The sequence below is a fragment of the Kitasatospora sp. NPDC002543 genome, assembly GCF_053594915.1.
The window spans coordinates 37,132-63,092 of record NZ_JBSFWR010000023.1 but is presented as its reverse complement, the minus strand read 5'-3'; the positions used below and the strand labels follow the sequence as shown (position 1 = coordinate 63,092).

The following is a 25,961-nucleotide window of genomic DNA, read 5'->3' as shown; positions in this document are numbered from 1 at the left end:
GCCCGCGACGGCGGTCAGCGGCTGTCGAGGCATCCTCCACAGCCGGCCGTCAGGCTCGGCGGCACGCGTCCGCGGCTGCCGCGCGCAGGCGCCCGGGCGAGGTGCCGGACACCCCGCCCGCCGATCCGCCCACACGAGACGAGGACGATCCCGCCATGCCGAACGAAGAGCACGTGTCCCCCGAAGCACCCGGCGGCGCCGAGGTGACGTTCGTCAACCGGTTCACCGTGCTCGGGCCGGCCGAGGAGTTCGAGGAGGTCTTCGACCGCACCTCCGCCTTCATGGCCCGGCAGCCGGGATTCGTCCGGCACACCCTGCTGCGGGAGGTGGACGACCCGGCCCGCTACGTGAACCTCGCCGTGTGGCGGGACCGGGACTCCTTCCGGCGCGCGGTGGGGCACCCGGACTTCGTCCCGCACGCCACCGCGCTGCGGTCGCTGAGCCTGAGCGAGAACGGACTCTACGCGGCCCGGCTCTCCCGGGCGGCGGCGGACGGGACGGACCGGCCGGTCAGGACAGGTTCTTGAGCACCTCGCGCAGGGCCTCGATCACCCGGTCCTGGGCGTCCGCGGTCAGCGAGGGGTACATCGGCAACGAGAAGATCTGACCGGCCAGCCGCTCGGTCACGGGGAGCGAGCCCTCCCCGTGACCGAGGTGGGCGAAGCCGGTCATGGTGTGCACCGGCCACGGATAGCTGATGTTGAGTTCGATGCCCCGGGGCCGCAGCGCCTCGATGATCTCGTCCCGGCGCGGGTGGCGCACCACGTGGACGTAGTACACGTGCTCGTTGCCGGGGGCCGTCTCCGGGAGGACCAGGTCGGTGTCGGCGAGCCCCACGGCGTAGCGCCGGGCGATGTCCTGCCGAGCCACCACGTAACTGTCCAGGCGGCGGAGTTTGCGCCGCAGGATCTCGGCCTGGACCTCGTCCAGCCGGCTGTTGTGGCCGGGCAGCGCGGTCACGTAGTACCGCTCCTCCATGCCGTAGTAGCGCAGCCGGCGCAGCGCGCCGTCGACCTCGGCGTCGGAGGTGAGGACGGCGCCGCCGTCGCCGTACGCGCCCAGGACCTTCGTCGGGTAGAAGGAGAAGGCGGCGGCCCGGCCCATCGTCCCGGCCGGGCGGCCGTGGTGACGGGCGCCGTGGGCCTGGGCGCAGTCCTCCAGCACGGCCAGGCCGTGCCGCTCGGCGAGTTCCTCCAACGGCGCCATGTCCACGCACTGGCCGTACAGGTGGACCGGCAGCAGGCAGCGGGTCCGCGGGGTGATGGCGGCCTCCACCTGGGAGACGTCCATCAGGTAGTCCTCACCCACGTCGACGAAGACCGGGGTCGCCCCGGTGCCGACGATGGCGACCACGGTCGGGGCGGCCGTGTTCGAGACGGTGATCACCTCGTCCCCGGGCCCCACCCCGAGGGCCTCCAGACCGAGCTTGACGGCGTTGGTGCCGTTGTCCACCCCGACGCAGTGCGGGACGCCGTGCCAGGCGGCGAACTCCTCCTCGAACGACCGGACGCTGTCGGCGAGGACCAGCCGGCCCGAGCCGAAGACGGTGTCCACCGCGTCGAGGATGTCCTCCCGTTCCGCGGCGTACTCGTCCAGATATCCCCATACGCGAATGGTCACAAGAACTCTCTTCTCTTTCGTCTTCGACAGGCTCCGACAAGCTCCGGCGGGCCCGGACCAGGCTCGGACCAGGCTCGGACCGAGCTGGGACCGGGCGCCGGCGGGCTCCGATCCCAGCCGACGGCACTCGCATCCGTCTCGCACCCGGTTCGACACCGCTGCCGGTGTCAGTCGCGGCGGGCGACGAACAGCCCGCGCGCCGTCCAGTCCGGCCGGAGGTACTCCGCCGGGCAGCCGGCGTCCGTGAACGCGGCCAGGTACTCCTCCTGCGTGAACAGGGTGAGCAGGTCGATCTCGGTGAACTCCCGGATGCCGTCGGCCTCGCCGACCACGAACCGGACCTCCATGCGGGTGGTGCGGCCGTGTCGGGTGGAGTGCGAGATCCGGGCGACGGTGCGCCGCTCGTCACTGGCGAGGTCACCGGCCACGTACCCGTCGAGGAACCGTTCCGGGAACCACCAGGGTTCGACCACCAGCACCCCGCCGGGCCGCAGATGGCGGGCCATCGCGGCGACCGCCGCCCGCAGGCCGGCCAGGTCCGGCAGGTAGCCGATGGCGGTGAAGAGGCAGACCACCGCGTCGAACCGGCGCCCGAGGTCGAACGCGCGCATGTCGCCCCGGTGCAGCGGCACCCCGGGGAGCCGGCGGGTGGCGCGCTCCAGCATCGCCGGGGCGAGTTCCAGGCCCTCGGTGTGGCCGAAGCGCCCGGCGAAGGTCTCCAGGTGGGCGCCGGTGCCGCAGGCGACGTCCAGCAGGGAGTCCGCCCCGGGCAGCCGTTCCCGGATCAGGCGGGTGATCGCGGCGGCCTCCGCGGCCCAGTCCTTGCCGCGCGAGCGGTAGACCAGTTCGTAGACCTCCGCCAGGTCCTGACCGTACATCGGACTCCTTCGGTGCGGGTGCGGGTACACGTGCGGGCAGGCGTGCGGGCCCGGTCACGGGCGGCGGACGCTCATTCGTCGACGATCGCCACCGCGCGGGCCCAGCCGGCCCCGGCTCCGGCCACCTTGACGGGGAAGCAGGAGACGCGGAAGCCGTCCGGGCCGGGCAGCGCCTCCAGGTTGGCGAGCCGCTCGATCTGGCAGTACTCGCGGTCCCGGCCGATCACGTGCGCGGGCCACAGCACCGAGCGGTCCCCGGTGGCCCGGTAGCGGGCGATGATGTCGCCGAACGGCGCGTCCAGGCTGAACGCGTCCGTGCCGATGACCCGGACGCCGAGGTCCAGCAGCAGGTGGACGGCCGGCCCGTCGAGGCCCGCGAACTCGGTGAAGTACTTCGGGGTGCCCTGGTGGCGCTGGGCCCCGGTGTGCAGCAGGACGATGTCCAGCGGGGCGGGGCGGCGGCCGATCCGCGCGAACTCCCGCTCCAGGCGGTCCGCGCCGATGACGCCGGTGGGCGCGTCGGTGAGGTCGAGGACCAGGCCGGGCCGCAGGAACCAGTCCAGCGGCATCCGGTCGATGTGCCGCGGCACGCCGTCGCCGTAGCCGGCCCGCGATCCGTAGTGGGAGGGCGCGTCCACGTGGGTGCCGGTGTGGGTGGTGAGGGTGAGGCGGTCCAGGGAGAGGAACTCACCGTCGGGCAGTTCGTCGGGGCCGACCTCGATGCCGAAGTGGGTGCGCATCTCCTCGCTCATGTGCACGGCGCCCTCGCGGGGAGTGAGGACCTCGTGCTTCACGGGATCGGGTTCCCAGAGCGTGGCGTCCACCGGCGAGGACAGGTCGATGAGCCGCACAGGGCACCTCCGTGGGGTCGGGGCGGCAACCTCGGGGCCGCAACCTCGGGGCGGCAACCTCGGGGCCGCAACCTCGGGGCCGCAACCCCGGGGCCGCAACCTCGGGCCGGGGCCCCGGGTCGGAGCCGGCCGCGGCGTCGGGCTCCGGATCCTCCCGGCCGGCTCCGGAACAACGGTGGAGCCGGGCTGGAGCCGGAGGCGGGCCCGGGCACCAGCCCGGCTCCAAGAGCGGGCGCGAACATCCGGGCAGCGTCCCGCGATCCCGCGGGCGAGGAGGGAGAACCATGACGGACACCGTCAGCCCGGCGCAGGAGGCGTACCCGGCACTCTGCGCCGACCTGGGGCACTTCTACGCCCGGCAGATGCAGCTGCTGGACTCCGGCGAGGCCGAGGCGTGGGCCGCCACCTTCACCGCGGACGGCCTGTTCGCGCCGCCGTCGCTGCCCGAGCCGGTCCGCGGCCGCGCCGCCCTGGCCGCCGGGGTGCGCACCGCGCACGCGGCCCTGGTGGCCGGGGGCGAGGTCCGCCGGCACGTGCTGTCCACGGCGGCGGTGGAGCGCGCGGCACCGGACGGCTCGGTGCGGGTGCGCTCGTACGTGCAGGTGGTGGCGACCCGCCAGGGCGAGGACCCCCGGCTGCTGCTGATGTGCGTGTGCGAGGACCTGCTGGTCGTCGAGGACGGCCAGTGGCGGGTGCGCGAACGGTACGTGACCCGCGACGACCGGCCCTGAGCACGGCGCGAGGCCCGGCGGAACGTCCTGGTGACGTTCCGCCGGGCCTCGCTCGTCCGGCCGTCGGTGCCGGCGTGCCGTCAGCGCAGCGAGTCCGCCGAGACGATGACGGGCTTCGGGAACGGCAGCACGAACCGGCCGCCGGCCCGCAGGAAGGCCTCCTCTTTGCGCAGGATCTCGTCGGCGTAGTTCCACGCCAGCATCAGGTAGACGTCCGGCGGATCGGTCCGCGCCCAGTCGGGGCTGCGCACCGGGATGTGGGTGCCGGGCAGCACCTTGTCCTGCTTGAGGACGGTGGTGTCGGTGCAGTACGCCACCTCGTCCGGGCCGAGCCCGCAGATGTTGAGGATCGTGGTGCCCTTGGCCGACGCCCCGTATCCGGCGACCCGGTTGCCCTCCTCGACCAGGGATCGCACCAGGGCGGGCAGTTCCTCCCGGACGGCCTGGACGCCGCGAACGAACTCCCGGTAGCCGGCCTCGCTGCCGAGCTCCGCCCGTTCCTCGGCCGCGATCAGCGCCCCGACGGTCGCACCGACCGGCCGCCCCTGTTCGGGACGCCCCACGAACGCGAGGAGGGAGCCACCGTGCACCGGGAGCCGCTGCACGTCGAACAGGCTGAGGCCGTGCCGGGTGAACAGCGTGTCCAGCGTGCGGACCAGGAAGTACGACAGGTGCTCGTGGTAGATGGTGTCGAACGCGTTCTTCTCCAACAGGTCGACCGCGTACGGGACTTCGATGACGAACACGCCGTCGGACGCGAGCAGCTCCCGCACCCCGGCGAGCACCCCGGCGAGGTCGTCGATGTGGGCGAAGACGTGCCGGCCGAGGATGATCCGGGCCGGGCCGTGGTCCCGGCGGACGGCCCCGGCGGTGGCGGCGGTGAAGAACTCGGGCACGGTGGGGACCCCGAGCCGGTCGGCGGCGGCCGTCAGGTTGCGGGCCGGGTCCACGCCGAGCAGCCGGGCCCCGTGCGGGGCGAAGGCGGCGAGCTGCTGGCCGGTGTTGCTGCCGAGCTCCACCACCAGGTCGCCGGCGGCGAGGCCGGCCCGCTCCCGGCACAGGTCGGCGACCCTCGCCATGTGCCGGGTCATGGTCTCGGAGTCCGAGGTGACGTAGCTGTAGGTGCGGTACAGCACCTCGGGGTCGACCACGTGGGTGACGCTCATCAGCCGGCAGGAGCGGCAGGACACCACGCCCAGCGGGTAGGCCGGCTCGTCCGCGTAGGAGGCGGCCGGTTCCAGGAAGGCGTTGGCCAGCGGCACGTCGCCGAAGGAGACCACCTCCTGCCAGTCCGAGGCTTCGCAGACCCGGCACCGGGTGACCGGGCGTACGTTGTCGGGGTGCATCACGGCACCTTCCTCTCCGCGGTCGGCGCCGGCTCGCCGGGGACGAGCAGGCTCTGCAGGCAGGCCACCAGGCTGCGGGCCTGGATGTTCAGGTAGTGGCTGTGGCGCAGCAGCTCGACGAGCTGGTGCACGGTCATCCACCGGTAGTCGGGGTCGTCGGGGGCGATGTCGGTGTCGGCGTCGCCCTCGACGATCAGGTAGCGGTTGCGGGCGTGGTGGAAGCGTCCGCCCTCCTCGGAGAGCACGGACCGGAAGCGGATCCGGCCCGGGTCCGCCGCCTCCACCGCGTCGAGGAAGCGCGGCCGGGCGCTGCCCGGCAGGTGCGCGTAGGAGTCGGGGGTGCACTGGACGGTGGGGGCGAGTTCCACCACGTCCATGTAGCCGGCCTCGGCCCGGGCGTGCATCAGGACGTGCAGCACCCCGTCGATGGGCCGGGTCAGGAAGGCGACCACGCCGGTGCCGTGCGGTTCGATCATCGGCTGGGACCACTGGGCGACCTCCCGGCCGCCGGCCTCCACCCGTACGCCGATGACGTCGAAGAAGGCCCCGCTCTCGTGCGAGATCCGCTCCGGGGTGCGGTGCCAGCCAGGAAGTCCGGCGAGCGGGACGCGGCGCACCCGGACCTCGGTGCGGGTGCGGGCCTCGGTGATCCAGCTCAGCACGGAGTCCAGCGAGTGCCGGGCCCCGGCGGACGGGTCGCAGGAGCGGAACAGGGCCGCCCTGAACTCGTCGTCGGGCGGGCCGAGTTCGCGGGCGAGCCGGGCGTCGGCGAACGGCAGGCAGGACAGCACGGTCCGGGCGTCCATGTTGACCAGGTCGTCCTCGGCGAGGAGTTGGTGCAGCTCGCCGAGGGTGAACCAGCGGAAGCCCTCGTGCACCTCCACGTCCCCGTACGCCTCGACCACCATGTTCCGGTTCCGCTTGTGGTGGAAGGCGGAGCCCTGTTCGGACTGGCGCACGTCGACCAGCGGGCCGTCCGGGCCCGGGTCCCGGAACAGTTCCAGGTACGGTACGGGCCGGCCGCCGTGGACGCCGGTGTAGTTGCTGCGGGTGGCCTGCACGGTCGGCGAGATCTGCAGCCCGTTGGCGTTGCCGGGCTCGACCTTGGCCTGCATCAGGCAGTGCAGGATCCCGTCGAACTCCTGGACCAGGATGCCGAGGACGCCGATCTCGGGCTGGTTGATGATGGGCTGGCTCCAGGCCGGCACCGGGCCGTCCGGGATCCGCACCTCCAGGCCCTCCACGGTGAAGAAGCCACCGGTGTGGTGGCGCAGGTTGCCGGTGCCGGGGTCGGTGCGCCAGCCGGCGAGTTCGTCCAGCGGGACCCGTTCCACCCAGGTGAAGGTGCGCTTCGCGGCCTCGGCGAACCAGTCGCGGAAGTCCTGGCGCGAGGCGGGCCCGTCGGGCCGGGCGCGGGCCGAGGCGGCGACGCGCAGGGGGGTGGCGGCGGTGCGCCGCCGGCTCGCGGGTCGTGCGGTTGCTTCGGTCATGCTCGCTCCAGGTGGTCCGTGCGGGACGCGTCCCACATGTCCTTGATCGAGGCGGGCAGGTCCACCTGCGGTCGCCACCCCAGCAGCCGGGCCGCGCGGGCGATGTCGGCGAGGGTCCAGTCACCGCCCCGGGAGTCGACCGGGGCGGTGCGCCGCCGGACCGCGCCGGGCGGCGGGGCCGCGGCGGCGACGAGCAGGTCGATCAGGCGGCTCACAGGTACTGCCTCGCCGCGACCCACGTTGATCACCTGGCCGGTCACCGGGGCGGTGGCGGCCGCGAGGACGGCGCCGGCCAGGTCCCGGACGTCGAGGTAGTCGCGGTGGGCGTCGGCCACGGTCAGCTCGGCCGGGTGGTCCGGGGTGGCGGCGCGCAGCAGGCGGACCGCGGCGCCCAGGAACCCCGCCGCGACGCCCGGGCCGCACAGGTTGACGACGCGCAGCACCACGCCGTCCACCGCGCCCTCGCGGGTGGCGCGGAGCACCGCCTCGGCGCCGGCCAGTTTGGTGCGGGCGTAGACGGAGCCGGGGTTCGGCGCCCGGGTCTCGTCGACGGCGGTGCCGGCGGGCAGCGGTCCGTACTCGTGCACGGAGCCGATCTGCACCAGGCGCGGCGGTCGGGGCGTGCGCGCGCACGCGGCCAGCAGGTTCTCCACCAGCCGGACGTGGGCGCGCTCGTTCTCGGCCGCTCCGGTGACCCAGCCGCCGGCCGCGTTGACCACGGTGTCCACGTCGGCCTCGGCGAGCAGTGCGGCCAGCTCGGCCGGGTCCGCGGCGGCGACGTCGAGGGCGTGGAAGCGCCGGCCGGCGGTGTCCGGGGGCCGGCGGCGCGCGACCTCGGCCACGGGCCGGCCGGCCCGGGCGAACGCGGCGGTCACCGCGCCGCCGACCCAGCCGGTGGCGCCGATCACGGCGACGGCGCCCGTCCGCGGCCCGGCGGTCATCGGGCCGGGCGTCCGCACAGTGCCCGTTCGAGGTCGAGGCACGCGCGGTACTCCGGGAGGGTGCCGCTCTTCTCGGCCGTCTCCAGGGTCGGCGCGGCCCGGTCCCGTTCGGACATGACCGGGTCGACGTCGCGCGGCAGCGGCAGGCCGAGCGCCGGGTCGAGGACGGAGAGCGACAGCTCGTGCTCGGGGACGTACTCGCCGGAGAGCATGTACGACATCACGGTGTCGTCCTCCAGGGCCACGAAGGCGTGGGCGACGCCGACCGGGAAGTAGACGGCGCGGAAGTCCTCCTGGTCGAGCAGGACGGCGTCCGAGCGGCCGTATGTGGGCGAGCCGACCCGGACGTCGATGACCAGGTCGAGCGCCCGGCCGCGCGCGCAGTACACGTACTTGGCGACCCCCGGGGGCGTGAGGGTGTAATGGGCGCCCCGGATCGTGCCGCGCCGGGAGCGGCTGTGGTTGGTCTGGGCCACGGGGAACAAGGGATGCCCCAGGGCCTCGCGGGCGGCCGTCTCCTGGAACGGGGAGACGAAGAGCCCCCGTTCGTCGGTGAAGACCTTCGGCCGGAACTCGAACGCGCCGGCCACGGCGAGTTGTCGCGACTCCATGTCACCGTCCTCGTTGCTGGTGGTGGCGCCGGCGGGGACCGGCGGTGGGATGGTGCGGGGTCAGATGACGCGGACCTCCGGCGCGTAGACGATCCAGCGCCCGCCGGACTCGCGGAACAGCCGCTCCTTGGCCATGATCTCCTCGGCGTGGTTCCAGGCGAACAGCACCACGTAGTCCGGGTAGGGCTGGGCCAGGGCCTCGCTGGGGCGGACCGGGATGTGCGAGCCGGGCATGAGCTTGCCGTGCTTGGCCGGGGTCACGTCGCAGACCCATTCGATCAACTCGGGTCCGATGCCGCAGTAGTTGGTCACGGTGGCGCTCTTGGCGGTGGCGCCGTAGCCGACGACCCGCTTGCCCTCCGCGCGCAACTTCCTCAGCAGCGTGGTCAGTTCGGTGCGGATGCGTTCGATCCGGACAGCGAACTCGTCGAACACCTCGGGGTTGTCCAGCCCCCTGCGCCGCTCCTCGGCTGCCAGTTCGGCCACGGCCCGGTTCGGGGTGCCGCGGCCGGCCCGCTTGAGGGTGTAGCGCAGTTCGCCACCGTGCACCGGCAGCCGTTCGACGTCGACGACCTCGAAGCCGTGGCGGGCGGCCGCGTTCCGCACCGAGGTCAGGGTGAAGAAGTAGAAGTGCTCGTCGTAGATCTGGTCGAAGGTGGTGCGTTCGAGGATGTCACCGAGGTACGGGTCCTCGAAGACGAAAGCGCCGTCCGGGGCCAGCAGGGTGTCGAGGCCCCGGAAGACGGAGTCCAGGTAGGGGATGTGGCAGACAGTGTTGGCGGAGTAGACCAGGTCGGCGGGGCCGTCCGCGGCCAGGATCGCGGCCGCCGTCGCCTCCTCGAAGAACTCGGAGCGGACCCGGACGCCCTGCTGGCGGGCGAGTTCGGCCACGCCGCCGGAGGGCTCGACACCGAGGTGACGGATGCCCTCCTTGGCCAGGGCGCGCAGCATCACCCCGTCGTTGCAGCCGATCTCCACCACGAACGGGTCGGGCCCACGCAGGTGGTCCCGGGACAGCCGGGCGGCGGTCCGCTCGAAGTGCCGCCGCATGTGGGCCGAGCCGGACGAGTGGTAGGGGTAGGCCTCGTGGAACATGCGGTCCCGGGCGACCTCCTCCAGGAGCTGGGTCATGCCGCAGGACTCGCAGATGCCCACGGCGAGCCGGAAGAAGTACTCCTCGTCGACGCGTTCTGGGTCCACGAAGGCGTCGGACAGTGGCTGGCGCCCGAAGTCGAAGAACTGACGGACGGGTCCTCCACAGACACGGCACATGGGGCCTTCCTCGGGATTCATCGGGCCCGGGGCGGGATCTGCCGCCGGACGGTTCCGTGGCGGGCGGCGGGGAAGCGGAGCACCCCGCTGGTGATCGGTGAGCGGAGCCGGCGCAGCACCTCGCCGGTTCGGGTCAGGTCGGGCAGCTCCGCGGCGAGGGCCCGCAGGGCCGCGTCGGCCGCCAGCCGCGCCGCCGGGACGACGAGACCGCCGTGGTGGCCGTCCTCGGGGAGCAGCCGGCGGTCGGGGGCGGGCCGGCGGAGGTCGAAGCGGTCGGGGTCGGGGTGCCGCCGGGGGTCGCGGTGCACGGCCTCGACCAGCACCACCACCTCCTCGCCGGCGGCCACCCCGGTCCCGGCGATTTCCAGGTCCTGCCGGGCGTACAGTCGGCGCAGCCGGACCGGCGGCGCGTGCCGCAGGGTCTCGGCGACGCAGGCGGTGGCGAGCCCGGGGTCCTCGACCAGGGCCCGCCACTGCTCGGGGTGGTCCAGCAGGAGGGCGAGCGCGTTGCCGACCAGCGTGGTGGTGACGTCGACGCCGACGGTCGCGAGCAGGACGCTCACGGTCAGCACGTCGTCGGCTGCGGCCGCCGGACGCCCGTCCGGGGGCGGGAGCCGCAGCAGCCGGCCGGGCAGGCCGCCCCCGGTCGCACGCCCGACCGTCTTCCCGGCGTACGTGTTCCCGGCGACCGCCTTCTCCGCGTCCGCGACCGTCTCGGCGAGCAGGGCGCGGAGTTCGGGCAGGGCGGCGCCCAGCCGGCGGGCGGTGTCCAGCCTGGGCGGGCAGAGCGTCGCGTCCAGCGCTCCGGCGGTCGCGCCGCACAGTTCGGCGAAGCGCTCGGCCCGGTGCCGCGGCAGCCCGAGCAGCACCCGGGCCGTCTCGACGGTGGCCGGCCGGATCAGGTCGTCCACCAGGTCGAACCGCTCGCCGAGGGCGGCCGCCCGGCTCCGGTAGGCCCGTACGGCCGGTGCCCGCAGGCGGCCCACGGCCCGTTCGCCGAGCACCGGTTCGGCCCAGCGCGCCAGCCGCTCGTACTCCTCGCGGTCGAGTCCGGTGGGCAGTTCGGCGAGCGGCAGTGCCTCGTGCAGGGCGGGAACGTCCCAGGGCGCCGGTTCGCCGGCCGGCTCACCGGCTGACGCCCCGGCCCCCGGTGGCCGGGGCGTCAGCCGCCGGTCGGCCAGCGCGGCGGTGGCCGCCTCGTGGTCCGCCGTCACCCACGCCTCGGCGCTGCTGCGGTACAGGGGGCCGCGCTCGCGGACCCGCCGGCCCAGTTCGGCGCGGTCGTCCCCGGCAGCACGAAGCAGCAGCGCGTACGGATCGCCCTTGGTGCCCAGGATCCACTGCACGCCGCGCAGGGTCAGCAGCACACGCCCCAACTCGCCGTCGGTCATGCTCGCTGTCATGGGGAAGGACGCTAGGCAGGTCCCCTCGATCACCCCTCGACTTCCCGTGGCCGGGTCCGGGCGGGCCGTCGAGCCGGGCACGAGGGGGGCGTGGCACCCACGCCCTAGCGTGACGCGGTCATGGACATCATCGGCAAGGGATTCATCGCCCGGTACCTGCGGCCGCTGCGCGAGGCCTACCCCGGGGTGACGGTGCTGGCCGCGGGCGTACCCCGCCAGCACCTGCCGGACTCCGAGCACGAGCGGGAGGCCGCGCTGGTGCGGGACACGGTCGCGCGCTGCCGCGACCGGGGTGACCTGCTGGTCTTCCTCTCCACGGTGAGCATGTACGGCGGCCCGGGCTGCCGGGGGCGGGAGGACGACCCGCTCGTCGCCAGCACCCGCTACGGCCGGCACAAGCACGCCCTGGAGACCGTGATCCGGGAGTCCGGCGTCGAGCACCTGGTGCTGCGCCTGGCGTATGTCCTCGGGCCGCACGAGCCCGACTTCCGGCTGGTGCCGGCCCTGCTGGCGCAGGTCAGGGCGGGGCTGGTCCGGGTGCACCCGGGGGCCCGGCGCGACCTGCTGCACGTGGCGGACTTCGTCCGGCTCGTGGACGGGCTGCTCGCCGCGGGCGTGCGCAACGAGACGGTGAACGTGGCCTCCGGCGACTGCGTGGACGTCCGGGACCTGGTGGCCCACCTGAAGCGGCGACTGGGCCTGGAGGCGGCCGAGGAACTCGTCGGCGGCGGGGACAGCGCCTTCTCGCACTGCCCGTCGGTGGCGAAGCTGCGGCGGCTGGTGCCCGGGTCGGCCGGGCCCCCCTTCGGGCCCGGCTACCACCGGCGGGCGCTGGACCGCTATCTGCGGGAGACCGGTGCCTGACCGGCCGGACCGGCCGAACTCCGTTACGGAGCATGGACTTTCGGGACGGGCAGCGACTCTCGAACGGTCGTCGAACCGCACCGGACATCATCGAGGCCGTCCCGATCGCACCGGGCGGCCGGATATCGAGCGAAGGAAGCGGGAACGCGATGGCGACACACGACGGATACCGGGCGGTCACGGCGGATCTGCGCACACCGAGGACCGCGGCCGGCCGGGCCCTGCTGGACCGGCTCACCGGGCACCTGCCCGCGATCCGGGACGGCGCCCGGTCGGCCGACCGGGAGGGGGTCTTCCGCACCGAGGTGTTCGCGGCCCTGCGCGCCGGCGGCGTGCTCGGCGCCACCGTGCCGCGGGAGTTGGGCGGTCTGGGCGTCACCTCCCTGCACGACGTCGCCCTGGCTCTGACGGCGGTCGCCGAGGCGGACGCGTCGACCGCGCTGGCACTGCACATGCAGCTCAGCCGGGGGCTGACCTTCACCCACGAGTGGCGGCACGGCGACGACGGGCCGCGGGCGCTGGCCGAGCGGCTGCTGCGCGGCATGGGCTCGGGCGAGGCCGTGGTGTGCACCACCGTCAAGGACGCCCCCGGCGGCCGGGGGGCGACCAGGCTGCGGCCGGCCCCGGACGGGGGCTGGGTGCTGACCGGCCGCAAGACCCTGGCGAGCATGGCGCCGTTCGCGACCGACTTCGTCGTCTCGGCGCAGGTGGAGGTGGCCGGTGTGGCCCGCTCGGCGGCGGCCGTGCTGTCGCGCGGGACCCCGGGCCTGACCGTCCTGGACAACTGGGACGGGCTGGGCATGCGGGCCTCCGGCACCGTGGACGTCGTACTGGAGGACTGTCCGATCCGGGCCGGGGACGTGTTCCTGCGCGGGCCGGTCGGGGAGCAGTCGGACGCGTCCCTGGCGGGCCAGACGGTCAGTTCGATCACCATGCTGGGGATCTACGCGGGGGTGGCGCAAGCGGCGCGGGACGTCGTGGTGGCCGAACTCGCCAAGCGGGGCGGGCTTTCGGCGGCGGGGGCCGCGACGCGCACGCTGCTCGCGGAGATCGAGGCCCGGCTGTACGCGCTGCGCACGACGGTGGCGGGCACGCTGTCGGTGGCGGACTGGCTGGCGTACGGCTTCGACGGTGATCCGGCGGAGCGCGGGCGGCGCATGATGGCCGACTTCCAGTGCGCCAAGCTGATGGTGAACCGGCTGGCACCCGACATCGTCTCGGACTGCCTGGTGGTGATCGGCGGCGCCTCCTACGCGGGGGCGCATCCGCTGTCGCGGCTCTACCGGGACGTGCGGGCGGGCGCGTTCATGCACCCGTTCACCTATCCCGACGCGGTGGATTGGCTGTCCGAGGCGGTGCTCGGCGGCCCGAATGCCTGAGTGACGGGTGGGGGGAGGGCCGGCTGTCCCGGCCCTCCCCCCACCCTTGGTCGCGCTACGCCCGCGGCCGGCCGGCGTGCGCCACGGCGTGCTCCATGGTGGTGGTGCTGTTGCGGCCCAGCGCGTCGCGCACGAAGGCGCGGGCGTCGGCGAGGGTGGCATCCGGTCCGAGGACGGCCGGCACGGCCTCCTCGTCGAGGACCACGGTGTGCACGGAGGTGATCCGGGCCCCTTCACCGTCCGCCCGGAACAGCCACTGCCCGGTGTGGGCGGTCATCAGCGCGGGGGTGCGCAGCTGCTTGTAGACGATCCGGTCGTGCGGGAAGCAGATCCGGACGGACCGGGTGGTGTGGGTGGATCCGTCCGGCGCCCTGGTGTCCATCTCCAGTACCTGGAGGCCCGGTTGATCCTCCGTCAGCTCCGCGCGGGCCACGTGCGGCAGCCGCTCGGGCCAGCGGTGCGCCTCGTCGACGAAGGCGAAGGCGGCCTTGACGTCGCCGTCGAAGGCGACGGTGTCCTCGAAGGTGAGCACCGGGCCGGCCCCGGCCTCCTCGCGCTCGACGGCGGCGCGCAGGGCCTCCAGTTCGGCGCCGCTGTTGTGGTCGACCGCCCGCTGGATCCAGGCGGCGTTCTCGGCGTCGTCGTCGACGGCCCGGAAGTCGTGCAGCAGACGCACCCTGGTCTCGGTATCGGTGAGCGGCTCGACGATCCACTCCCCGCCCATGGCGGACACCGGGGGTTGGGAGACCTCCTGCCGGAAACGGACGCTGAGCCGGCCGGGGTCCAGCAGCCGCCGCGAGGTCCAGGTCTTCACCTCGCCGTTGGCGGTGGCCCAGATCCGGATGCGTTCCCCGGTGTCGCCCCGTTCGACGCGTTCGACGTGCACGGTGGGCGGGAAGGTCTCCGGCCAGCGGCCGACGTCGGCGATCAGGTCGTAGACGCGCCGCGGGGACGCGGACACGGTGATCGAGTGTTCGGTGTGGTGGGTTCCGGGACGTGACATGGTCCTCCTCCGGCTCCGCTGTCGGTCAGCGGAGCCAGGGTCGGGGCCGGCTCTGGTCGGTGACTCGAGAACCGCTGGGCAGGGCTCATCGCCGTCCGTCAGCCGGCCGGCCGGACGCCCAGGTCGTGGTGGAACAGGTCCAGCGGGTCCCAGCGCTCCTTGACCCGTTGCAGCCGCCGGTGGTTGTCCCGGTAGTAGAGGGCGCTCCACGGCACGCCCGAGGTGTTCCAGCCGGGGTCGGCGAGGTCCGTGTCCGGGTAGTTGACGTAGGCACCGCCGTTGGCCTCGTTCGGCACCGGGACGCCGCCGGTGTCGGCGTGCAGCTCCCGGTAGAGGCCACGCACCCAGGCCAGGTGGCGTTCGGTCTGCTCCGGCTCGCCCCACAGGGTCTCGTGGACGACGCTGAACAGGCTGTCCCGGTGGGGCAGGGCGGTGGCGTCCTGGGGCACGGTGTTGATCCGTCCGCCGAGGAAGGTGAGGTAGACGCCGGCGGTGGCGAACTCCTCGCCGCCCCGGTTCAGGTGGTCGTGCAGGACCGCGATCTGCCGGTCGGACCAGGGTTTGCGCAGCACGGTGGACTTGGACTTGAACCGGGCGCCGCCCGGCCACTGCACCACGCCCAGCACCGACTTCAGCCACGGCGTCTCGGTGGTGGTCGCCGTGTGCGGGACGCCGGCCGCGGCGGTCAGTTCGGCGGCGAAGGCGTCCAGGAGTTCCCGGGCGCGGGGGCGGGAGGCGTCGAGGGCGGCGTCCACCGAGACCCGCCCGGCGGCGCGGTGGCCGAGGGTGAGGCCGCTCGACAGGTCGGCGTAGGGCGTGTCCGTACCGGCGTGCCGTTGGTGCCAATCCCCGTGGGCGCGCAGCAGCCGGGCGAACGCCTCCTGGTTCAGGTCCTGCCACTGCCAGCCGAGGGACACCGAGCGTACGGCGGTCGGCGGTTTCGGCAGCAGGTCGCCCGGCGCGCCGGCGGCGCCCGGCGACCGGAACAGGTAGCGGGTGACGACCCCGAAGTTGCCTCCTCCGCCGCCGGTGTGGGCCCACCACAGCTCGCGCTCGGGCCCGGTGGAGTCCCGGGTGGCGGTGACCTGGCGGGCCCGGCCGGACCGGTCCGCGACGACGACCTCGACACCGTACAGGTGGTCGACGACCAGCCCGTACCGGCGGGACAGTGCCCCGTAGCCGCCGCCCGCGACGTGGCCGCCCACCCCGACGCCGGGGCAGCTGCCGCCCGGCAGGGTCACGCCCCAGCCCAGGTAGAGCGTGCGGTAGACCCGCCCGAGGGTGGCGCCGGCCGCGACGGCGAAGAGCTGCCGCTCCGGGTCGTGGGAGACGTCCGTCATCTCGGAGACGTCGATCAGGACCCGGACGGCGGGGTCGTCGACGAAGCCCTCGAAGCAGTGGCCGCCGCTGCGGACCGCGATCCGCCTGCGGTCCCGGGCGGCCTGCTCGACCGCGGCGACCACCTGCCCGGGTGAGCCGACCAGGTGCACCACGTCCGGGGAGCCGGTGAAGCGGCCGTTGTGCCCGCGGGTGGTGAGTTCGGTGTAGCGGGGGTCGTCCGGGCCGAGGACCACCGGCCCCAGGGGGGCACGCGCTCCGGCCACCGGAGTGGCGGCGGCCGGGGCACCGAGCAGCGCGGCTCCCCCGGCCATCGTCGAGAGCTCCATCAACCGTCTGCGCGTGAGTCCTGCCATGGGGTTCACCGACCTTCCCGTGCGGCCTGCGGCGGATCGTCCGTCGGCGGTCAGCCTGGGGTCCGTCGCTGGCGGGCCGGTGGAGGGTCGCTGGTACGCGGCGCGCTCGAACGAGCTTCCGAGGGCGGGAGAAGAACTGTCAGCGGCGCTGACAGTGACGTTATTGACGCTTCTAAGCTCTCAGAAGTCAAGAGCCCGGAGCAGCCGACTTCTCCTCCGCCTGCCCGGGGCCGCTCCGACCGGCCCCGCCCGGCAGCCGTGACCTCCGCGCCCCTCCACGCCCCCGTACGGGAGACCTCATGATCCACACCCGCGGACTCACCCGAAGTTTCCGCGCCAAGGGAGAGACCGTCGAAGCCGTCCGCGGTCTCGACCTCGACATCGAGGCCGGCTCCGTGGTGGCCTTCCTCGGCCCGAACGGCGCCGGGAAGACCACCAGTCTGCGGATGCTGACCACCCTGCTCCCGCCGACCACGGGCACCGCCACCGTCGCCGGGCACGACGTGGTGGCCGACCCGGCCGGGGTGCGCCGCCGGATCGGCTACCTCGGCCAGGGCAACAGCGCCGGCACCGGCTTCCGGGTCATGGACGAACTCGTCACCCAGGGCCGCGCGTACGGCCTGGGCCGCACCGAGGCGCACGCCCGGGCCGAACGCCTGCTGGACGCCCTCGAACTGGAAGGGCTGTCCCGGCGGACGGTCGGCACCCTCTCCGGGGGCCAGCGCCGCCGGCTCGACATCGCCATGGCCCTGGTCCACGAACCGGACCTGCTCTTCCTCGACGAGCCCTCCACCGGGCTCGACCCGCACAGCCGCGCCAACATCTGGGAGCACGTGCTGCGCCTGCACAAGGACCTCGGCACCACCATCGTCTTCACCACCCACTACCTGGAGGAGGCCGACCTGTGGGCCGGGCGGGTGCTGGTCATCGACCACGGCCGGGTGATCGCCGACGACTCCCCGGAGCGCCTCAAGGCCGAACTCGCCGGTGACCTCATCACGTTCACGACCTCCGACCCCGCCGACACCGGCCCGGCCGCCACCCGGGCCCGCACCCTGCGGGCCGTTCGGGAGGTGACCGTCGAGGACCGGGAGGTGCGGGTCCGGACCTCCGACGGCGACGTCCGGCTGCCGGAGCTGCTGCGCGACCTCGACGCGGCCGGGATCCGGGTGCACAGCACCCGGCTGACCCGCCCCACCCTCGACGACGTCTTCCTCACCCTGACCGGCCGCACCCTCCGGGAGAGCGCCGACGCCGGCATCCCGACCACCCCTCACCAGGGAGCCTGACCATGAAGGTGCTCACCGACACCCGCACCGCGTTCGCCCGCGAACTCAAGCCCGAACTGCGCCAGCCCGTCGGCCTGCTCTTCACGATGATGCTGCCGTTCCTGCTGCTGGCCCTCTTCGCGCCGCTGCTCTCCAACTCGGGCCCGGGCGCGGGCGGCGGGCCGGCCGGCGCGGGCTCACCCTGGCAGTGGTTCGTCCCCGGCATGCTCGTCCTGCTCGGCCTGTCCGCCACCGCGGGGTCGGGCGCCTCGCTGCTGGGCGAGATCTCCTCGGGCGCATTCGAGCGGCTGCTCGTCACCCCGCTCAACCGGGCCGCCATGCTGGTCGGCCGGACACTGAAGGAGGTCGTGGTCCTGCTCACCCAGGCCCTGCTGATCCTCCTCCTGCTGCTGCCGACCGACTTCCGGCTGCACCTGCCGGGCGCCCTGGCCGGGCTCGTGCTGCTGAGCGTCTTCGGCGTCGGCATCGGCGCGCTGTCCTTCACCCTGGCGCTCCACTCCCGCCGCCGGCAGACCCTGTTCTACGGGGTACAGCAGGTGGTCTTCTTCCCGCTGCTGCTTCTCTCCGGGGTGCTGCTGCCGATCACCGAGGCGGCCGCGCCGACCTGGCTCTACGTCCTGAGCCGGATCAACCCGGTGACCCACGTGGTCGAGGCCGAACGCGCCCTGTTCGACGGACAGTTGACCGAATCGGTGGTGCTGTACGGATTCCTCGCGGCCGTCGCCATCGCGATCCTGGGCGTCGCGGCCGGGATCCGCGGCATGCGCAACGCCTCAGCGTAGTACCCGCCCCTGACGAAGCATCACATCCTCCGAGGGAGCCACCGTGACCGACCGCAGCGCGCCGGGCCCCGGCGCCCGCACCGTGGACGTCTGGTTCGACCCCGCCTGCCCCTACACCTGGCTGACCTCCCGCTGGCTACGGGAGGCGGCACTGGTCCGCCCGCTGGCTCCGCGCTGGCACCTGATGAGCCTGGCGCTCCTCAACGAGGGCCGCGACGACGACCCGGAAGGGGACCCCGAGGGCTACCTCCTGGTGCCGGTGCGGATCGCCACCGCCGTCCGGCAGGCCCACGGCCAGGACGCCCTGGTCCGCTTCCACCGCGCTCTGTGGGCCGGCAGCGGCCGGCGCTGGATCACCGACCCGGCCACGGCGCTGGCCGCCGCCGGTCTGCCGGCCGCCCTGGCGGCGGCCGGCACCTCCACCGCGCACGACGCGGCGCTGCGCGCCTCGCACGCCGAAGCCCTCGGCCTGCTGGGCCCGCGCACCGGCACACCGGTGGTGGCCGTCACCGACCCGGCACGGCCCGGCCGTCCTCCGGTGGCCTTCTTCGGGCCGGTCCTCTCCCGCGTGCCCCGCGGAGAGGAGGCGGGCCGGCTGTGGGACGCCGCCCTACTGCTGGCCGGCACCCCCGGCTTCCACGAGCTCAAGGGAACGCCCGCGCCCCCGGACCCGGACGTCGGCGCCGGGGACGGGGGCGGGGACGAGCTGCCGTGACCGGGCCGCGCTCAGTAGTTGCCGAGCCCGCCGCACACGTTGAGGGCCTGGGCGGTGATCGGCGCCGCCGTGTCCGTGATCAGGTAGCCGACCAGCCCCGCGACCTCCTCGGGCGTGGTGTACCGGCCCAGCGGGATCTTCGCCTCGAACCGTTCGAGCACCGCCTCGGGCGTGGTGCCCCACACCTCGGCGTAGCCCGCCCGGACCCGCTCGGCCATCGGCGTCTCCACGTAGCCGGGGCAGACCGCGTTGACGGTGATGCCGGTCTTCGCCAGTTCCAGGCCCAGCGCCTTGGTGAAACCGACCACGGCGTGCTTCGAGGCCGAGTACGGCGCGCCCAGCACCACGCCCTGCTTTCCGCCGGTGGAGGCGATGTTGACGATCCGGCCCCGACCGCGGTCCAGCATGCCGCCGCTGGTCAGGGCGGCCCTCGTCACCCGGAACACGCTGGTGAGGTTGGTGTCGACGACGTCCAGCCACAGCTCGTCCGTCAACTGGGCGGTGGCCCCACCCCCGTTGCGGCCCGCATTGTTGACCAGGACGTCGATCGGGCCGAACCGGTCGACGGCGGCGCGCACGAAGGCGTCCACCTCCTCGGTGGAACGCACGTCGCAGCTCCGCCCGTCGGCGTCGACCCCTTCCTCCCGCAGGAGCGTCACGGTGTCGGCAACCGCCGCACCGTCCCGGGCGCAGAGGAAGACCCGCAGCCCCCCGGCGCCCAGCGCTCGGGCCACGGCGAGGCCGATCCCGCTGGTCGCACCGGTGACGACGGCCACCCGTCCATCCGTGCCGCTCATGGTTCCTCCCGGATCGTGACGTGGAACGTACGTAGGCGCCCCGACGATGGCAACGGCCGCTCGACGGGCGCTCAAGTCGCGGCGGAAGCCGCGCCCGAAGCCCCCTGAACACGACGAAGCGCAGTACCCGAGAAGAAGCAGAAGGAGACGAAACCATGACCGTTCTGGTGACCGGAGCCACCGGCAACGTGGGCCGGCACGTGGTGGCGGGCCTGCTGGCGGCGGACGTGCCGGTGCGCGCGATGACCCGCACGCCGGAGCGCGCCACGCTGCCCGAGGGAGTGGAGGTGGTCCGCGGCGACCTCGCGGATCCGTCGAGCCTGGACGCGGCCCTCGCCGGGGTCGACCGGGCCTTCCTGTTCCCGCTCCCCGGTACCGCGGAGGAGTTCACCGCCCGGGCCGCCAAGGCCGGGGTGCGGCGGATCGTCGTGCTCTCCTCGATCGCGGCCGAGTACGCCGCCGGGGACTACAGCGGCGACCACCACAGCGTGGTGGAGCGGGCCGTGGAGGCCTCCGGACTGGAGTGGACGCACGTCCGGCCGGGCGAGTTCATGACCAACCTGCTGTCCTGGTGGGCCCCCACCATCCGGGCCGAGGACACCGTCCGCGCCCCGTTCGGGGCGGCCCGCAGCGCCCCGGTGCACGAAGCCGACATCGCCGACGTGGCGCTGGCCGCCCTGCTGGAGGAGGGGCACGCCGGACGGGCGTACGCCTTCGCGGGCCCGGAGTCGCTGTCCAAGCACGAGCAGGTGCGGGTGCTCGGCGAGGTCCTCGGCCGGCACATCGGATTCGAGGAGCTGACCGTGCCCGCGGCCCGTGAACTGTGGCTCGGCCAGGGCATGCCGGCCGAGGCCGTGGACTGGCTGCTCCAGGACCCGGTGGACGTCCCGGTGGGGCCGACCTGCGAGCGGGTCACCGGCCGGCCCGCCCGCACGTTCGCGCAGTGGGTGGCCGACCACCGCGCGGACTTCTGAGTCCGGGGCCCGGCGGCGTTCAGCGGCGGTCGAGCCACTCTCCAGGCGTTCCCTCGACGGTGGTCGGGACCGCTTCGTGGACCGATGGGACGCCGCCATGGTGGATGCCGCAGAGAACGCCCTGATCCGACGCCTGATCCGAGCCGGAGCCGGCTCCGACGACGAGATCGACGCCCTACTGAAGGACGTCGGCCTGTCCGAGGTGGCCCGGGTGCTCGTCGACGAGGTGCGGTTCCGCTGCCCGGAGCCGGCCAACACCGCCCCCGTCGACGTGGCGCTCGACCTCACCCACGGCGGGGAGCGGCACTCGGCCGCGCTGCGCGTGGTGCGCGACGAGCCGGTCCGCCTGGTCGCCGAGGAGTCCGCCGAGGTCCGCTCGCGGATCACCTTCACCGCCGCGGGGCTGCTCCGCCGGCTCTTCGGGCCAGTGGACTCCCCGCGCACCGGGGACTTCCACAACACCTTCATGCCCACCCCCGAGGACCCCGGTCGACTGCGCGAACTCCTCGGCGAGATGGACATCGTGCTGCGCGCGGCGGCCCAGGCCACCGCCACCCTGATGGCCGGCTGCACCGGGCGCGCCCCGGAGCTCGGGGAGCTGTCCATCCGGTACGGCTCCGACAAGTGGGCCAGCTTCCACTGGTACACCGCGCACTACGAGCACCACTTCGCCCGCTACCGGGACCGGCCCGTACGGGTGCTGGAGATCGGGATCGGCGGGTTCGAGGACGACCTCGGCGGCGGCTCGCTGAAGATGTGGAAGCGCTACTTCCCCCGCGGCACCGTCTTCGGGCTCGACCTGTACGACAAGACCTCGCTCTCCGAGCCCCGGCTCACGGCGCTGGTCGGCGACCAGAACGACCCCGACTTCCTGACCGAACTGGCCCGGGAGCACGGCCCGTTCGACATCGTCATCGACGACGGCAGCCACCTGAACGAGCACGTGCGCACCTCGTTCCGGGCCCTCTTCCCGCACGTGCGGCCCGGCGGCCTGTACGTCGTCGAGGACCTGCAGACCGCCTACTACTCCGACTTCGGCGGCAGCCCCGGCGGCGTCGCCGGCCCGGACACCTCGCTCGGGCTGGTCAAGGAGCTGATCGACGACCTGCACCACCGGGAGCACCGGGACCCCACCGTCACGAACCCCACCCCCACCCAGAGCAGCGTGGTCGGGGTGCACGCGTACCACAACATCGTCTTCGTCGAGAAGGGCACCAACGGGGAGGACACCCTGCCCCGGTGGATGGACGCCGACGTGTGGACCGCGCTCGGCGCGAAGTGAGACGGGGGGACCGACCGTGCGGGTGCTGTTCACCGTGTCGTCCTGGCCCACCCAGTACGCGGCGCTGGTGCCGCTCGGGTGGGCGTTCCAGGCGGCCGGCCACGAGGTGCGGGTGCTGTGCGACCCGTCCCAGACCGATCCGGTCGCCCGGTGCGGGCTGCTGCCCGTGCCGGTCCTCTCGGGGATGCCGGAGGTCCTGCGGCTGCGGCTGCAGTACCACGCGGAGGCGGTGGCCGGGATCTGGCCGTACCCGTGGCTTCCGCCCCACCCGGTGACGGGTGACCGGCTGGACCGGCTCGACGCGTTCGACCTCGCGCACTTCGAGAGCCGGACCGCTCCGGGGCTCGCCGAGGAGGCCGCCCGCGGCTTCGACGCGGCCGTGGCCCACGCCCGGGACTGGCGGCCGCAGCTGGTCCTGCACGACCCCGGGAGCCTGGAGGGGCTACTGGTGGCGAAGCTGCTCGACGTGCCGTCGGCGCTGTGCCTGTGGGGGCCCGCGAGCCCGCACGACCCCGAGCACATGCGGATCGTCCCCACCGACCACAGCGGTTCGTTTCCCCGGTACGGCCTGGGCGCGTTCGACGTGTCGATGATCGAGCGGGTGGTGGACCCGAACCCGGCGTCGCTGAAGGTGCCGGTCGAGGCCGAACGGCTGCCGGTCCGCTTCGTCCCGTACAACGGCGCCGCGTCCGCGCCCGCGTGGACCGCGCGGCGCCCGGAGCGGCCCCGGGTCGTCGTCACCTGGTCCACCGCGCTGTCCACCGTCTCGGGGCCGGACTCCTGCCTGCTCCCCCGGATCGTCGCCGCCCTCGACGGCCTGGACGCGGAGGTGCTGGTCACCGCCACCGCCCGGGACCTGGCCGAGCTCGGGCCGGTGCCGCCCCCGGTCCGGGTGGCCGAGCGCCTACCCCTGGCCACCCTGCTGCCGGGCGCCTCGGCGGTCGTGCACCACGGGGGCGGCGGCAGCTCGCTGACGGCCATATGGGCGGGGGTGCCGCAGTTCATCGCGAGCTTCGCCGCCGAGCAGCGGATCTCCGGCGAGCGGGTGGCCGGCACCGGGGCCGCGCTGCACGTCTCCGGGGAACTCGCCGACGAGGCGACGATCAGGTCGGGCATCGAGCGACTGCTCGACGACACCTCCTACCGGGCCGCGGCCGGGCGGCTGCGCGATGAGGTGGCGGCGGCCCCGACCCCGGCCGAGCTCGCCGCCGACCTGGCGGGGCTCGCGGCCGACGGCTGACCGCAGGGTCCCGGGGCGTTTCCGACGATTCGCGAGTCCGACCGGAATCGTCGGACACGCCCCGCCGCTGCGCGAGGGTCGAGGCGGATGCGAGGCCCGCTCCCGATCCTGTCCGGCATGACCACACGAACCGAGAACACCGACCACCCGGGCCGGTCCGGGGCCGGTGCCCCGCGCGGGATCGTCGTCACCGGCGGCGGCACCGGCATCGGCCGGGCCACCGCCCGCGCCTTCACCGCGCACGGGGACCGGGTGCTCGTCGTCGGCCGCACCGCGGCCACCCTGGCCGAGGCCGCCGACGGGCACCCGGGCGTCCACACCCTGGCCGCCGACCTCACCGACCCGGACGCCCCGGAGCGGATCGTCGACGCCGCTGTGCGCGAGCTCGGCGGCATCGACGTCCTCGTCAACAACGCCGCCGCGCTGGGGTACCGCCCACTCGACGCCCTGGACCGGGCCGAGGCACGGCGCCAGCTCGACACCAACCTGCTGGCGCCGGTGCTGCTCACCCGGGCCGCGCTCGCGCCGCTGGCCGCACGCTCCGGCACGGTGGTGAACATCGGCTCGGCCGGCGCGCTCGGCCTGCGCTCCTGGCCGGAGAACAGCCTGTACGGGGCCACCAAGGCCGGCCTGGACTTCCTCACCCGGTCCTGGGCCGTCGAACTGGCACCGCACGGCATCCGGGTGGTCGGCCTCGCGCCCGGGGTGACCGACACCGCCCCCGAGCCGGCGCCGGGCGGCCCGGGCGCCGATCCGCGGTACGCGGCCTTCCTGGAGCAGACCGCCGACCGGACACCGAGCGGCCGGGTCGCCCGCCCCGAGGAGATCGCCTGGTGGATCGTCCAGCTCACCCGGCCCGAGGCCGGGTACGCCAACGGCCTGGTGCTGCCGGTGGACGGCGGCCTCTCGCTCACCTAGATCCGGGCCGACCACCGCCGAACCGCCGACCACCGCGCCGGCCCGTCCGAGAGGGGAACGCCCGGATGCGGGTCCTGTTCCAGCCGTTCGCCGCCGCCACCCACGTGGCCGCCCAGGTGCCGCTCGCGTGGGCGCTGCGCGCCGCCGGGCACGAGGTGCGCGTCGCCACCCAGCCCGACGCGGCGGAGTCCGTCGCGCGGGCCGGCCTCACCGCGGTGCCGGTCGGCGATCCGCTGCACGTCGCGGCCAAGATGAACCCCGACGAGACGGGACTGCCGGCGGAACTGCGCGACGACGCCTGGCTGCGGATCCTCGATCCGGGCGAGATCCGCCCGGCCCGGCTGTCCGCCGACCACCTGCACGGTGTCTTCGCCGCCTGGACACCGCTGGTGCACCGCAACACGGTGCCGGACCGGATGATCGACGACCTGGTCGCGTTCGCCCGGGACTGGCGGCCGGACCTGGTGGTCTGGGACACCATGACCTTCGCGGGACCGGTCGCCGCCCGCGTCTGCGGCGCCGCCCACGCCCGGCTGATGTTCGGCCTCGACCTGGTCGGCCTGCTCCGCGAGCGCTATCTGGCCGTGCTCGGCCGGCGGCCGGCCGAGCTGCGGGACGATCCGCTGGAGGAGTGGCTGGGGCAGGTCCTGGAGCGGTACGGGATGACCGGTCCGGGCCGCGGCTTCGACGAAGAACTGGTGGTCGGGCAGTGGACGATCGACCCGGTGCCCACCTCCCTGGCCCTGCCGCTCCGCACGCCCCGCGTCCCGGTCCGCTACGTGCCGTACAACGGCCCGGCGGCGGTGCCCGGTTGGCTGGACGAGCCGCCCCGCCGGCGCCGGATCTGCCTCACCCTGGGCGTCTCGTTCCGCGAGGTGGTCGGCGGGGACCAGGCGTCGGTCGGCGACCTCCTCGCGGCCGTCGCCGACCTGGACGTGGAGGTGGTGGCCACACTCGACTCCGAGCAGCTGGCCTCGATCGGGCCGCTGCCGCCGAACGTGCGCGCGGTGGACTTCGTCCCGCTGAACGAGCTGCTGCCGAGCTGCTCCGCGGTCATCCACCACGGAGGTGCCGGCACCTTCCTCACCGCGCTGGCCCACGGGGTGCCGCAGGTCGTGGTGCCGGCCCGGATGTGGTGCAACACCCCGCGGGCCGAACGGGCTCGGGCCGCCGGCCTGGCCCTGACCTGCCCGCCGGAGAAGCTGACCCCCGGCCGGCTGCGCGCGATGGTGACCAGGGTCCTGGAGGACCCCTCGTTCGCGCGCGCCGCGGCCCGGGTGCGGGCCGAGCTGCTCCGCACGCCGGCCCCCCGGGGGCTGGTGCCGGTCCTGGAGCGCCTGGTCGCCGAGCACCGCCCCTGTCGTCACCGCAGCGGGACATGACGTACCGTCGGAGAGGAAACGATCACGGCTCTCCCGGTTGAGGTGAACCGCCCTTGAGGACCCACATCCCCTACCTCCTGGCCGTGGCCAGCACGGTGGCGACGCGCCGGGTGGACGAGCGTCTGCACGACTACGATCTGACGGTCCGCCAGTACGGCCTGCTCATCCAGCTGTCCCACGAACCCGGGCTGACCATGGCGGACCTGGCCCGTCAGCTCGGCATCGCCCGGCAGTCGGTGCACCGGCTCGTCGGCGAACTGGTCGAGGCCGACCACGTGCGCCGCCGGCCCGGAGCCGACGACCGCTCGCGCCGGCTGGAACTCACCGACACGGCCCGCTACATGCTGACCCGGATCGACGGCCCGCTCGCACGAGTGGAGGCGGACCTGCTCGGCGACCTCGACCCGGACGAGATCGAGACCCTGCGCGAGCTCCTCCAGCGGGTGCTGGCGCACGCCACCGACGACGAGGCGTGGCTGCCCGCCCGGTGACGCCCCCC

General features: G+C 74.2%; 25 protein-coding genes. 13 read left to right on the top strand and 12 right to left on the bottom strand.

The genetic code is table 11. The features are described 5' to 3' along the window. The first annotated feature begins 155 nt into the window (after positions 1 to 155). Positions 156 to 527 carry an antibiotic biosynthesis monooxygenase family protein gene (locus tag ACWD4P_RS13335; RefSeq protein WP_449779674.1) on the top strand — a complete coding sequence of 124 codons (372 nt, stop codon included), beginning with the start codon at positions 156 to 158 and terminating at the stop codon, positions 525 to 527. Here ACWD4P_RS13335 and ACWD4P_RS13330 read toward each other — a convergent pair. From ACWD4P_RS13330 to ACWD4P_RS13320, 3 genes are all read right to left on the bottom strand, one after another. Next, a complete protein-coding gene (locus ACWD4P_RS13330) occupies positions 511 to 1,620 on the bottom strand; it encodes a DegT/DnrJ/EryC1/StrS family aminotransferase (protein WP_359819761.1) in 1,110 nt (369 codons plus the stop codon). The two genes, ACWD4P_RS13335 and ACWD4P_RS13330, sit on opposite strands and share 17 nt — an antisense overlap. Positions 1,621 to 1,787: 167 nt before the next feature. After that, a complete protein-coding gene (locus ACWD4P_RS13325) occupies positions 1,788 to 2,498 on the bottom strand; it encodes a class I SAM-dependent methyltransferase (protein ID WP_359819759.1) in 711 nt (236 codons plus the stop codon). Between the two features lie 71 nt (positions 2,499 to 2,569). Next, positions 2,570 to 3,349: a cyclase family protein gene (locus tag ACWD4P_RS13320; protein ID WP_449779673.1), complete on the bottom strand. Its 780-nt coding sequence runs from the start codon at positions 3,347 to 3,349 to the stop codon at positions 2,570 to 2,572. A gap of 284 nt (positions 3,350 to 3,633) precedes the next feature. On the opposite strand from ACWD4P_RS13320, the gene ACWD4P_RS13315 reads away from it, so the two are divergent. Continuing rightward, positions 3,634 to 4,080 carry a nuclear transport factor 2 family protein gene (locus ACWD4P_RS13315; protein WP_359819755.1) on the top strand — a complete coding sequence of 149 codons (447 nt, stop codon included), beginning with the start codon at positions 3,634 to 3,636 and terminating at the stop codon, positions 4,078 to 4,080. 80 nt (positions 4,081 to 4,160) lie between these two features. Here the strand turns inward: ACWD4P_RS13315 and ACWD4P_RS13310 are convergent, their stop codons facing one another. The 6 genes from ACWD4P_RS13310 to ACWD4P_RS13285 are packed head-to-tail and all read right to left on the bottom strand — an operon-like array spanning position 4,161 to position 11,143. Next, the gene (locus tag ACWD4P_RS13310; RefSeq protein WP_449779672.1) at positions 4,161 to 5,426 is read right to left on the bottom strand and encodes a class I SAM-dependent methyltransferase; all 1,266 of its coding nucleotides are present in this window, start codon (positions 5,424 to 5,426) and stop codon (positions 4,161 to 4,163) included. Beyond that, positions 5,426 to 6,916: an NDP-hexose 2,3-dehydratase family protein gene (locus tag ACWD4P_RS13305; protein ID WP_449779671.1), complete on the bottom strand. Its 1,491-nt coding sequence runs from the start codon at positions 6,914 to 6,916 to the stop codon at positions 5,426 to 5,428. Before ACWD4P_RS13305 ends, ACWD4P_RS13310 begins: the two co-directional genes overlap by 1 nt. Further along, positions 6,913 to 7,857 carry an NAD-dependent epimerase/dehydratase family protein gene (locus ACWD4P_RS13300; RefSeq protein ID WP_449779670.1) on the bottom strand — a complete coding sequence of 315 codons (945 nt, stop codon included), beginning with the start codon at positions 7,855 to 7,857 and terminating at the stop codon, positions 6,913 to 6,915. The genes ACWD4P_RS13305 and ACWD4P_RS13300 overlap by 4 nt, the downstream gene beginning before the upstream one ends. Beyond that, positions 7,854 to 8,468, bottom strand: coding sequence for a dTDP-4-dehydrorhamnose 3,5-epimerase family protein (locus ACWD4P_RS13295; protein WP_359819743.1), 615 nt, complete (start codon positions 8,466 to 8,468; stop codon positions 7,854 to 7,856). The genes ACWD4P_RS13300 and ACWD4P_RS13295 overlap by 4 nt, the downstream gene beginning before the upstream one ends. 60 nt (positions 8,469 to 8,528) lie before the next feature. After that, entirely contained in the window at positions 8,529 to 9,740 is a 1,212-nt protein-coding gene (locus ACWD4P_RS13290) for a class I SAM-dependent methyltransferase (protein ID WP_359819740.1), read from the bottom strand. A 17-nt stretch (positions 9,741 to 9,757) separates the two neighbouring features. After that, entirely contained in the window at positions 9,758 to 11,143 is a 1,386-nt protein-coding gene (locus tag ACWD4P_RS13285) for a cytochrome P450 family protein (protein ID WP_449779669.1), read from the bottom strand. 120 nt (positions 11,144 to 11,263) lie between these two features. On the opposite strand from ACWD4P_RS13285, the gene ACWD4P_RS13280 reads away from it, so the two are divergent. Together ACWD4P_RS13280 and ACWD4P_RS13275 are read left to right on the top strand one after the other, a co-directional pair. Then, positions 11,264 to 12,007: an NAD-dependent epimerase/dehydratase family protein gene (locus tag ACWD4P_RS13280; protein ID WP_449779668.1), complete on the top strand. Its 744-nt coding sequence runs from the start codon at positions 11,264 to 11,266 to the stop codon at positions 12,005 to 12,007. Between the two features lie 149 nt (positions 12,008 to 12,156). Continuing rightward, positions 12,157 to 13,386 (top strand): acyl-CoA dehydrogenase family protein, encoded by a 1,230-nt coding sequence (locus ACWD4P_RS13275; protein ID WP_449779667.1) that lies wholly within the window; start codon positions 12,157 to 12,159, stop codon positions 13,384 to 13,386. 55 nt (positions 13,387 to 13,441) lie between these two features. On the opposite strand, the gene ACWD4P_RS13270 is transcribed toward ACWD4P_RS13275, so the two are convergent. Together ACWD4P_RS13270 and ACWD4P_RS13265 are read right to left on the bottom strand one after the other, a co-directional pair. Beyond that, the gene (locus ACWD4P_RS13270) at positions 13,442 to 14,389 is read right to left on the bottom strand and encodes an aromatase/cyclase (protein WP_449779666.1); all 948 of its coding nucleotides are present in this window, start codon (positions 14,387 to 14,389) and stop codon (positions 13,442 to 13,444) included. Between the two features lie 98 nt (positions 14,390 to 14,487). Next, positions 14,488 to 16,083, bottom strand: a complete 1,596-nt coding sequence (locus tag ACWD4P_RS13265; RefSeq protein ID WP_449779665.1) for an FAD-binding oxidoreductase — start codon at positions 16,081 to 16,083, stop codon at positions 14,488 to 14,490. 299 nt (positions 16,084 to 16,382) lie between these two features. On the opposite strand from ACWD4P_RS13265, the gene ACWD4P_RS13260 reads away from it, so the two are divergent. Genes ACWD4P_RS13260 through ACWD4P_RS13250 form a run of 3 tightly spaced genes read left to right on the top strand, consistent with a single transcriptional unit; the run spans position 16,383 to position 18,869 of the window. Beyond that, a complete protein-coding gene (locus ACWD4P_RS13260) occupies positions 16,383 to 17,372 on the top strand; it encodes an ATP-binding cassette domain-containing protein (protein ID WP_449779664.1) in 990 nt (329 codons plus the stop codon). A gap of 2 nt (positions 17,373 to 17,374) precedes the next feature. Continuing rightward, positions 17,375 to 18,154, top strand: coding sequence for an ABC transporter permease (locus ACWD4P_RS13255; RefSeq protein ID WP_449779663.1), 780 nt, complete (start codon positions 17,375 to 17,377; stop codon positions 18,152 to 18,154). 43 nt (positions 18,155 to 18,197) lie between these two features. After that, complete coding sequence (locus tag ACWD4P_RS13250) at positions 18,198 to 18,869, top strand: DsbA family protein (RefSeq protein ID WP_449779662.1); 672 nt, start codon at positions 18,198 to 18,200, stop codon at positions 18,867 to 18,869. Positions 18,870 to 18,880: 11 nt separating this feature from the next. Here the strand turns inward: ACWD4P_RS13250 and ACWD4P_RS13245 are convergent, their stop codons facing one another. After that, positions 18,881 to 19,666: an SDR family NAD(P)-dependent oxidoreductase gene (locus ACWD4P_RS13245; RefSeq protein WP_217680453.1), complete on the bottom strand. Its 786-nt coding sequence runs from the start codon at positions 19,664 to 19,666 to the stop codon at positions 18,881 to 18,883. Between the two features lie 155 nt (positions 19,667 to 19,821). Between ACWD4P_RS13245 and ACWD4P_RS13240 the strand changes: the two genes are divergently transcribed. The 6 genes from ACWD4P_RS13240 (at position 19,822) to ACWD4P_RS13215 (ending at position 25,953) form a co-directional block, all read left to right on the top strand. Beyond that, the gene (locus ACWD4P_RS13240) at positions 19,822 to 20,640 is read left to right on the top strand and encodes an NAD(P)H-binding protein (protein ID WP_449779661.1); all 819 of its coding nucleotides are present in this window, start codon (positions 19,822 to 19,824) and stop codon (positions 20,638 to 20,640) included. Positions 20,641 to 20,737: 97 nt separating this feature from the next. Further along, positions 20,738 to 21,922 carry a class I SAM-dependent methyltransferase gene (locus tag ACWD4P_RS13235; RefSeq protein WP_359819711.1) on the top strand — a complete coding sequence of 395 codons (1,185 nt, stop codon included), beginning with the start codon at positions 20,738 to 20,740 and terminating at the stop codon, positions 21,920 to 21,922. A 16-nt stretch (positions 21,923 to 21,938) separates the two neighbouring features. After that, positions 21,939 to 23,162, top strand: a complete 1,224-nt coding sequence (locus tag ACWD4P_RS13230; RefSeq protein ID WP_449779660.1) for a nucleotide disphospho-sugar-binding domain-containing protein — start codon at positions 21,939 to 21,941, stop codon at positions 23,160 to 23,162. Between the two features lie 117 nt (positions 23,163 to 23,279). Beyond that, positions 23,280 to 24,080, top strand: a complete 801-nt coding sequence (locus ACWD4P_RS13225) for an SDR family NAD(P)-dependent oxidoreductase (protein WP_449779659.1) — start codon at positions 23,280 to 23,282, stop codon at positions 24,078 to 24,080. A gap of 65 nt (positions 24,081 to 24,145) precedes the next feature. Continuing rightward, entirely contained in the window at positions 24,146 to 25,462 is a 1,317-nt protein-coding gene (locus ACWD4P_RS13220) for an activator-dependent family glycosyltransferase (protein WP_449779658.1), read from the top strand. Between the two features lie 53 nt (positions 25,463 to 25,515). Next, positions 25,516 to 25,953, top strand: coding sequence for a MarR family winged helix-turn-helix transcriptional regulator (locus ACWD4P_RS13215; RefSeq protein WP_359819700.1), 438 nt, complete (start codon positions 25,516 to 25,518; stop codon positions 25,951 to 25,953). Positions 25,954 to 25,961: the final 8 nt, after the last annotated feature.

Excerpts from the sequence above, each read along its gene's own strand:
- ACWD4P_RS13335 (WP_449779674.1), top strand. The coding sequence starts at position 156 with ATGCCGAACGAAGAGCACGTGTCCCCCGAAGCACCCGGCGGCGCCGAG.
- ACWD4P_RS13325 (WP_359819759.1), bottom strand. The coding sequence starts at position 2,498 with ATGTACGGTCAGGACCTGGCGGAGGTCTACGAACTGGTCTACCGCTCG.
- ACWD4P_RS13315 (WP_359819755.1), top strand. The coding sequence starts at position 3,634 with ATGACGGACACCGTCAGCCCGGCGCAGGAGGCGTACCCGGCACTCTGC.
- ACWD4P_RS13310 (WP_449779672.1), bottom strand. The coding sequence starts at position 5,426 with ATGCACCCCGACAACGTACGCCCGGTCACCCGGTGCCGGGTCTGCGAA.
- ACWD4P_RS13305 (WP_449779671.1), bottom strand. The coding sequence starts at position 6,916 with ATGACCGAAGCAACCGCACGACCCGCGAGCCGGCGGCGCACCGCCGCC.
- ACWD4P_RS13300 (WP_449779670.1), bottom strand. The coding sequence starts at position 7,857 with ATGACCGCCGGGCCGCGGACGGGCGCCGTCGCCGTGATCGGCGCCACC.
- ACWD4P_RS13295 (WP_359819743.1), bottom strand. The coding sequence starts at position 8,468 with ATGGAGTCGCGACAACTCGCCGTGGCCGGCGCGTTCGAGTTCCGGCCG.
- ACWD4P_RS13290 (WP_359819740.1), bottom strand. The coding sequence starts at position 9,740 with ATGTGCCGTGTCTGTGGAGGACCCGTCCGTCAGTTCTTCGACTTCGGG.
- ACWD4P_RS13285 (WP_449779669.1), bottom strand. The coding sequence starts at position 11,143 with ATGACAGCGAGCATGACCGACGGCGAGTTGGGGCGTGTGCTGCTGACC.
- ACWD4P_RS13280 (WP_449779668.1), top strand. The coding sequence starts at position 11,264 with ATGGACATCATCGGCAAGGGATTCATCGCCCGGTACCTGCGGCCGCTG.
- ACWD4P_RS13275 (WP_449779667.1), top strand. The coding sequence starts at position 12,157 with ATGGCGACACACGACGGATACCGGGCGGTCACGGCGGATCTGCGCACA.
- ACWD4P_RS13270 (WP_449779666.1), bottom strand. The coding sequence starts at position 14,389 with ATGTCACGTCCCGGAACCCACCACACCGAACACTCGATCACCGTGTCC.
- ACWD4P_RS13265 (WP_449779665.1), bottom strand. The coding sequence starts at position 16,083 with ATGGCAGGACTCACGCGCAGACGGTTGATGGAGCTCTCGACGATGGCC.
- ACWD4P_RS13260 (WP_449779664.1), top strand. The coding sequence starts at position 16,383 with ATGATCCACACCCGCGGACTCACCCGAAGTTTCCGCGCCAAGGGAGAG.
- ACWD4P_RS13255 (WP_449779663.1), top strand. The coding sequence starts at position 17,375 with ATGAAGGTGCTCACCGACACCCGCACCGCGTTCGCCCGCGAACTCAAG.
- ACWD4P_RS13245 (WP_217680453.1), bottom strand. The coding sequence starts at position 19,666 with ATGAGCGGCACGGATGGACGGGTGGCCGTCGTCACCGGTGCGACCAGC.
- ACWD4P_RS13240 (WP_449779661.1), top strand. The coding sequence starts at position 19,822 with ATGACCGTTCTGGTGACCGGAGCCACCGGCAACGTGGGCCGGCACGTG.
- ACWD4P_RS13235 (WP_359819711.1), top strand. The coding sequence starts at position 20,738 with ATGGTGGATGCCGCAGAGAACGCCCTGATCCGACGCCTGATCCGAGCC.
- ACWD4P_RS13225 (WP_449779659.1), top strand. The coding sequence starts at position 23,280 with ATGACCACACGAACCGAGAACACCGACCACCCGGGCCGGTCCGGGGCC.
- ACWD4P_RS13220 (WP_449779658.1), top strand. The coding sequence starts at position 24,146 with ATGCGGGTCCTGTTCCAGCCGTTCGCCGCCGCCACCCACGTGGCCGCC.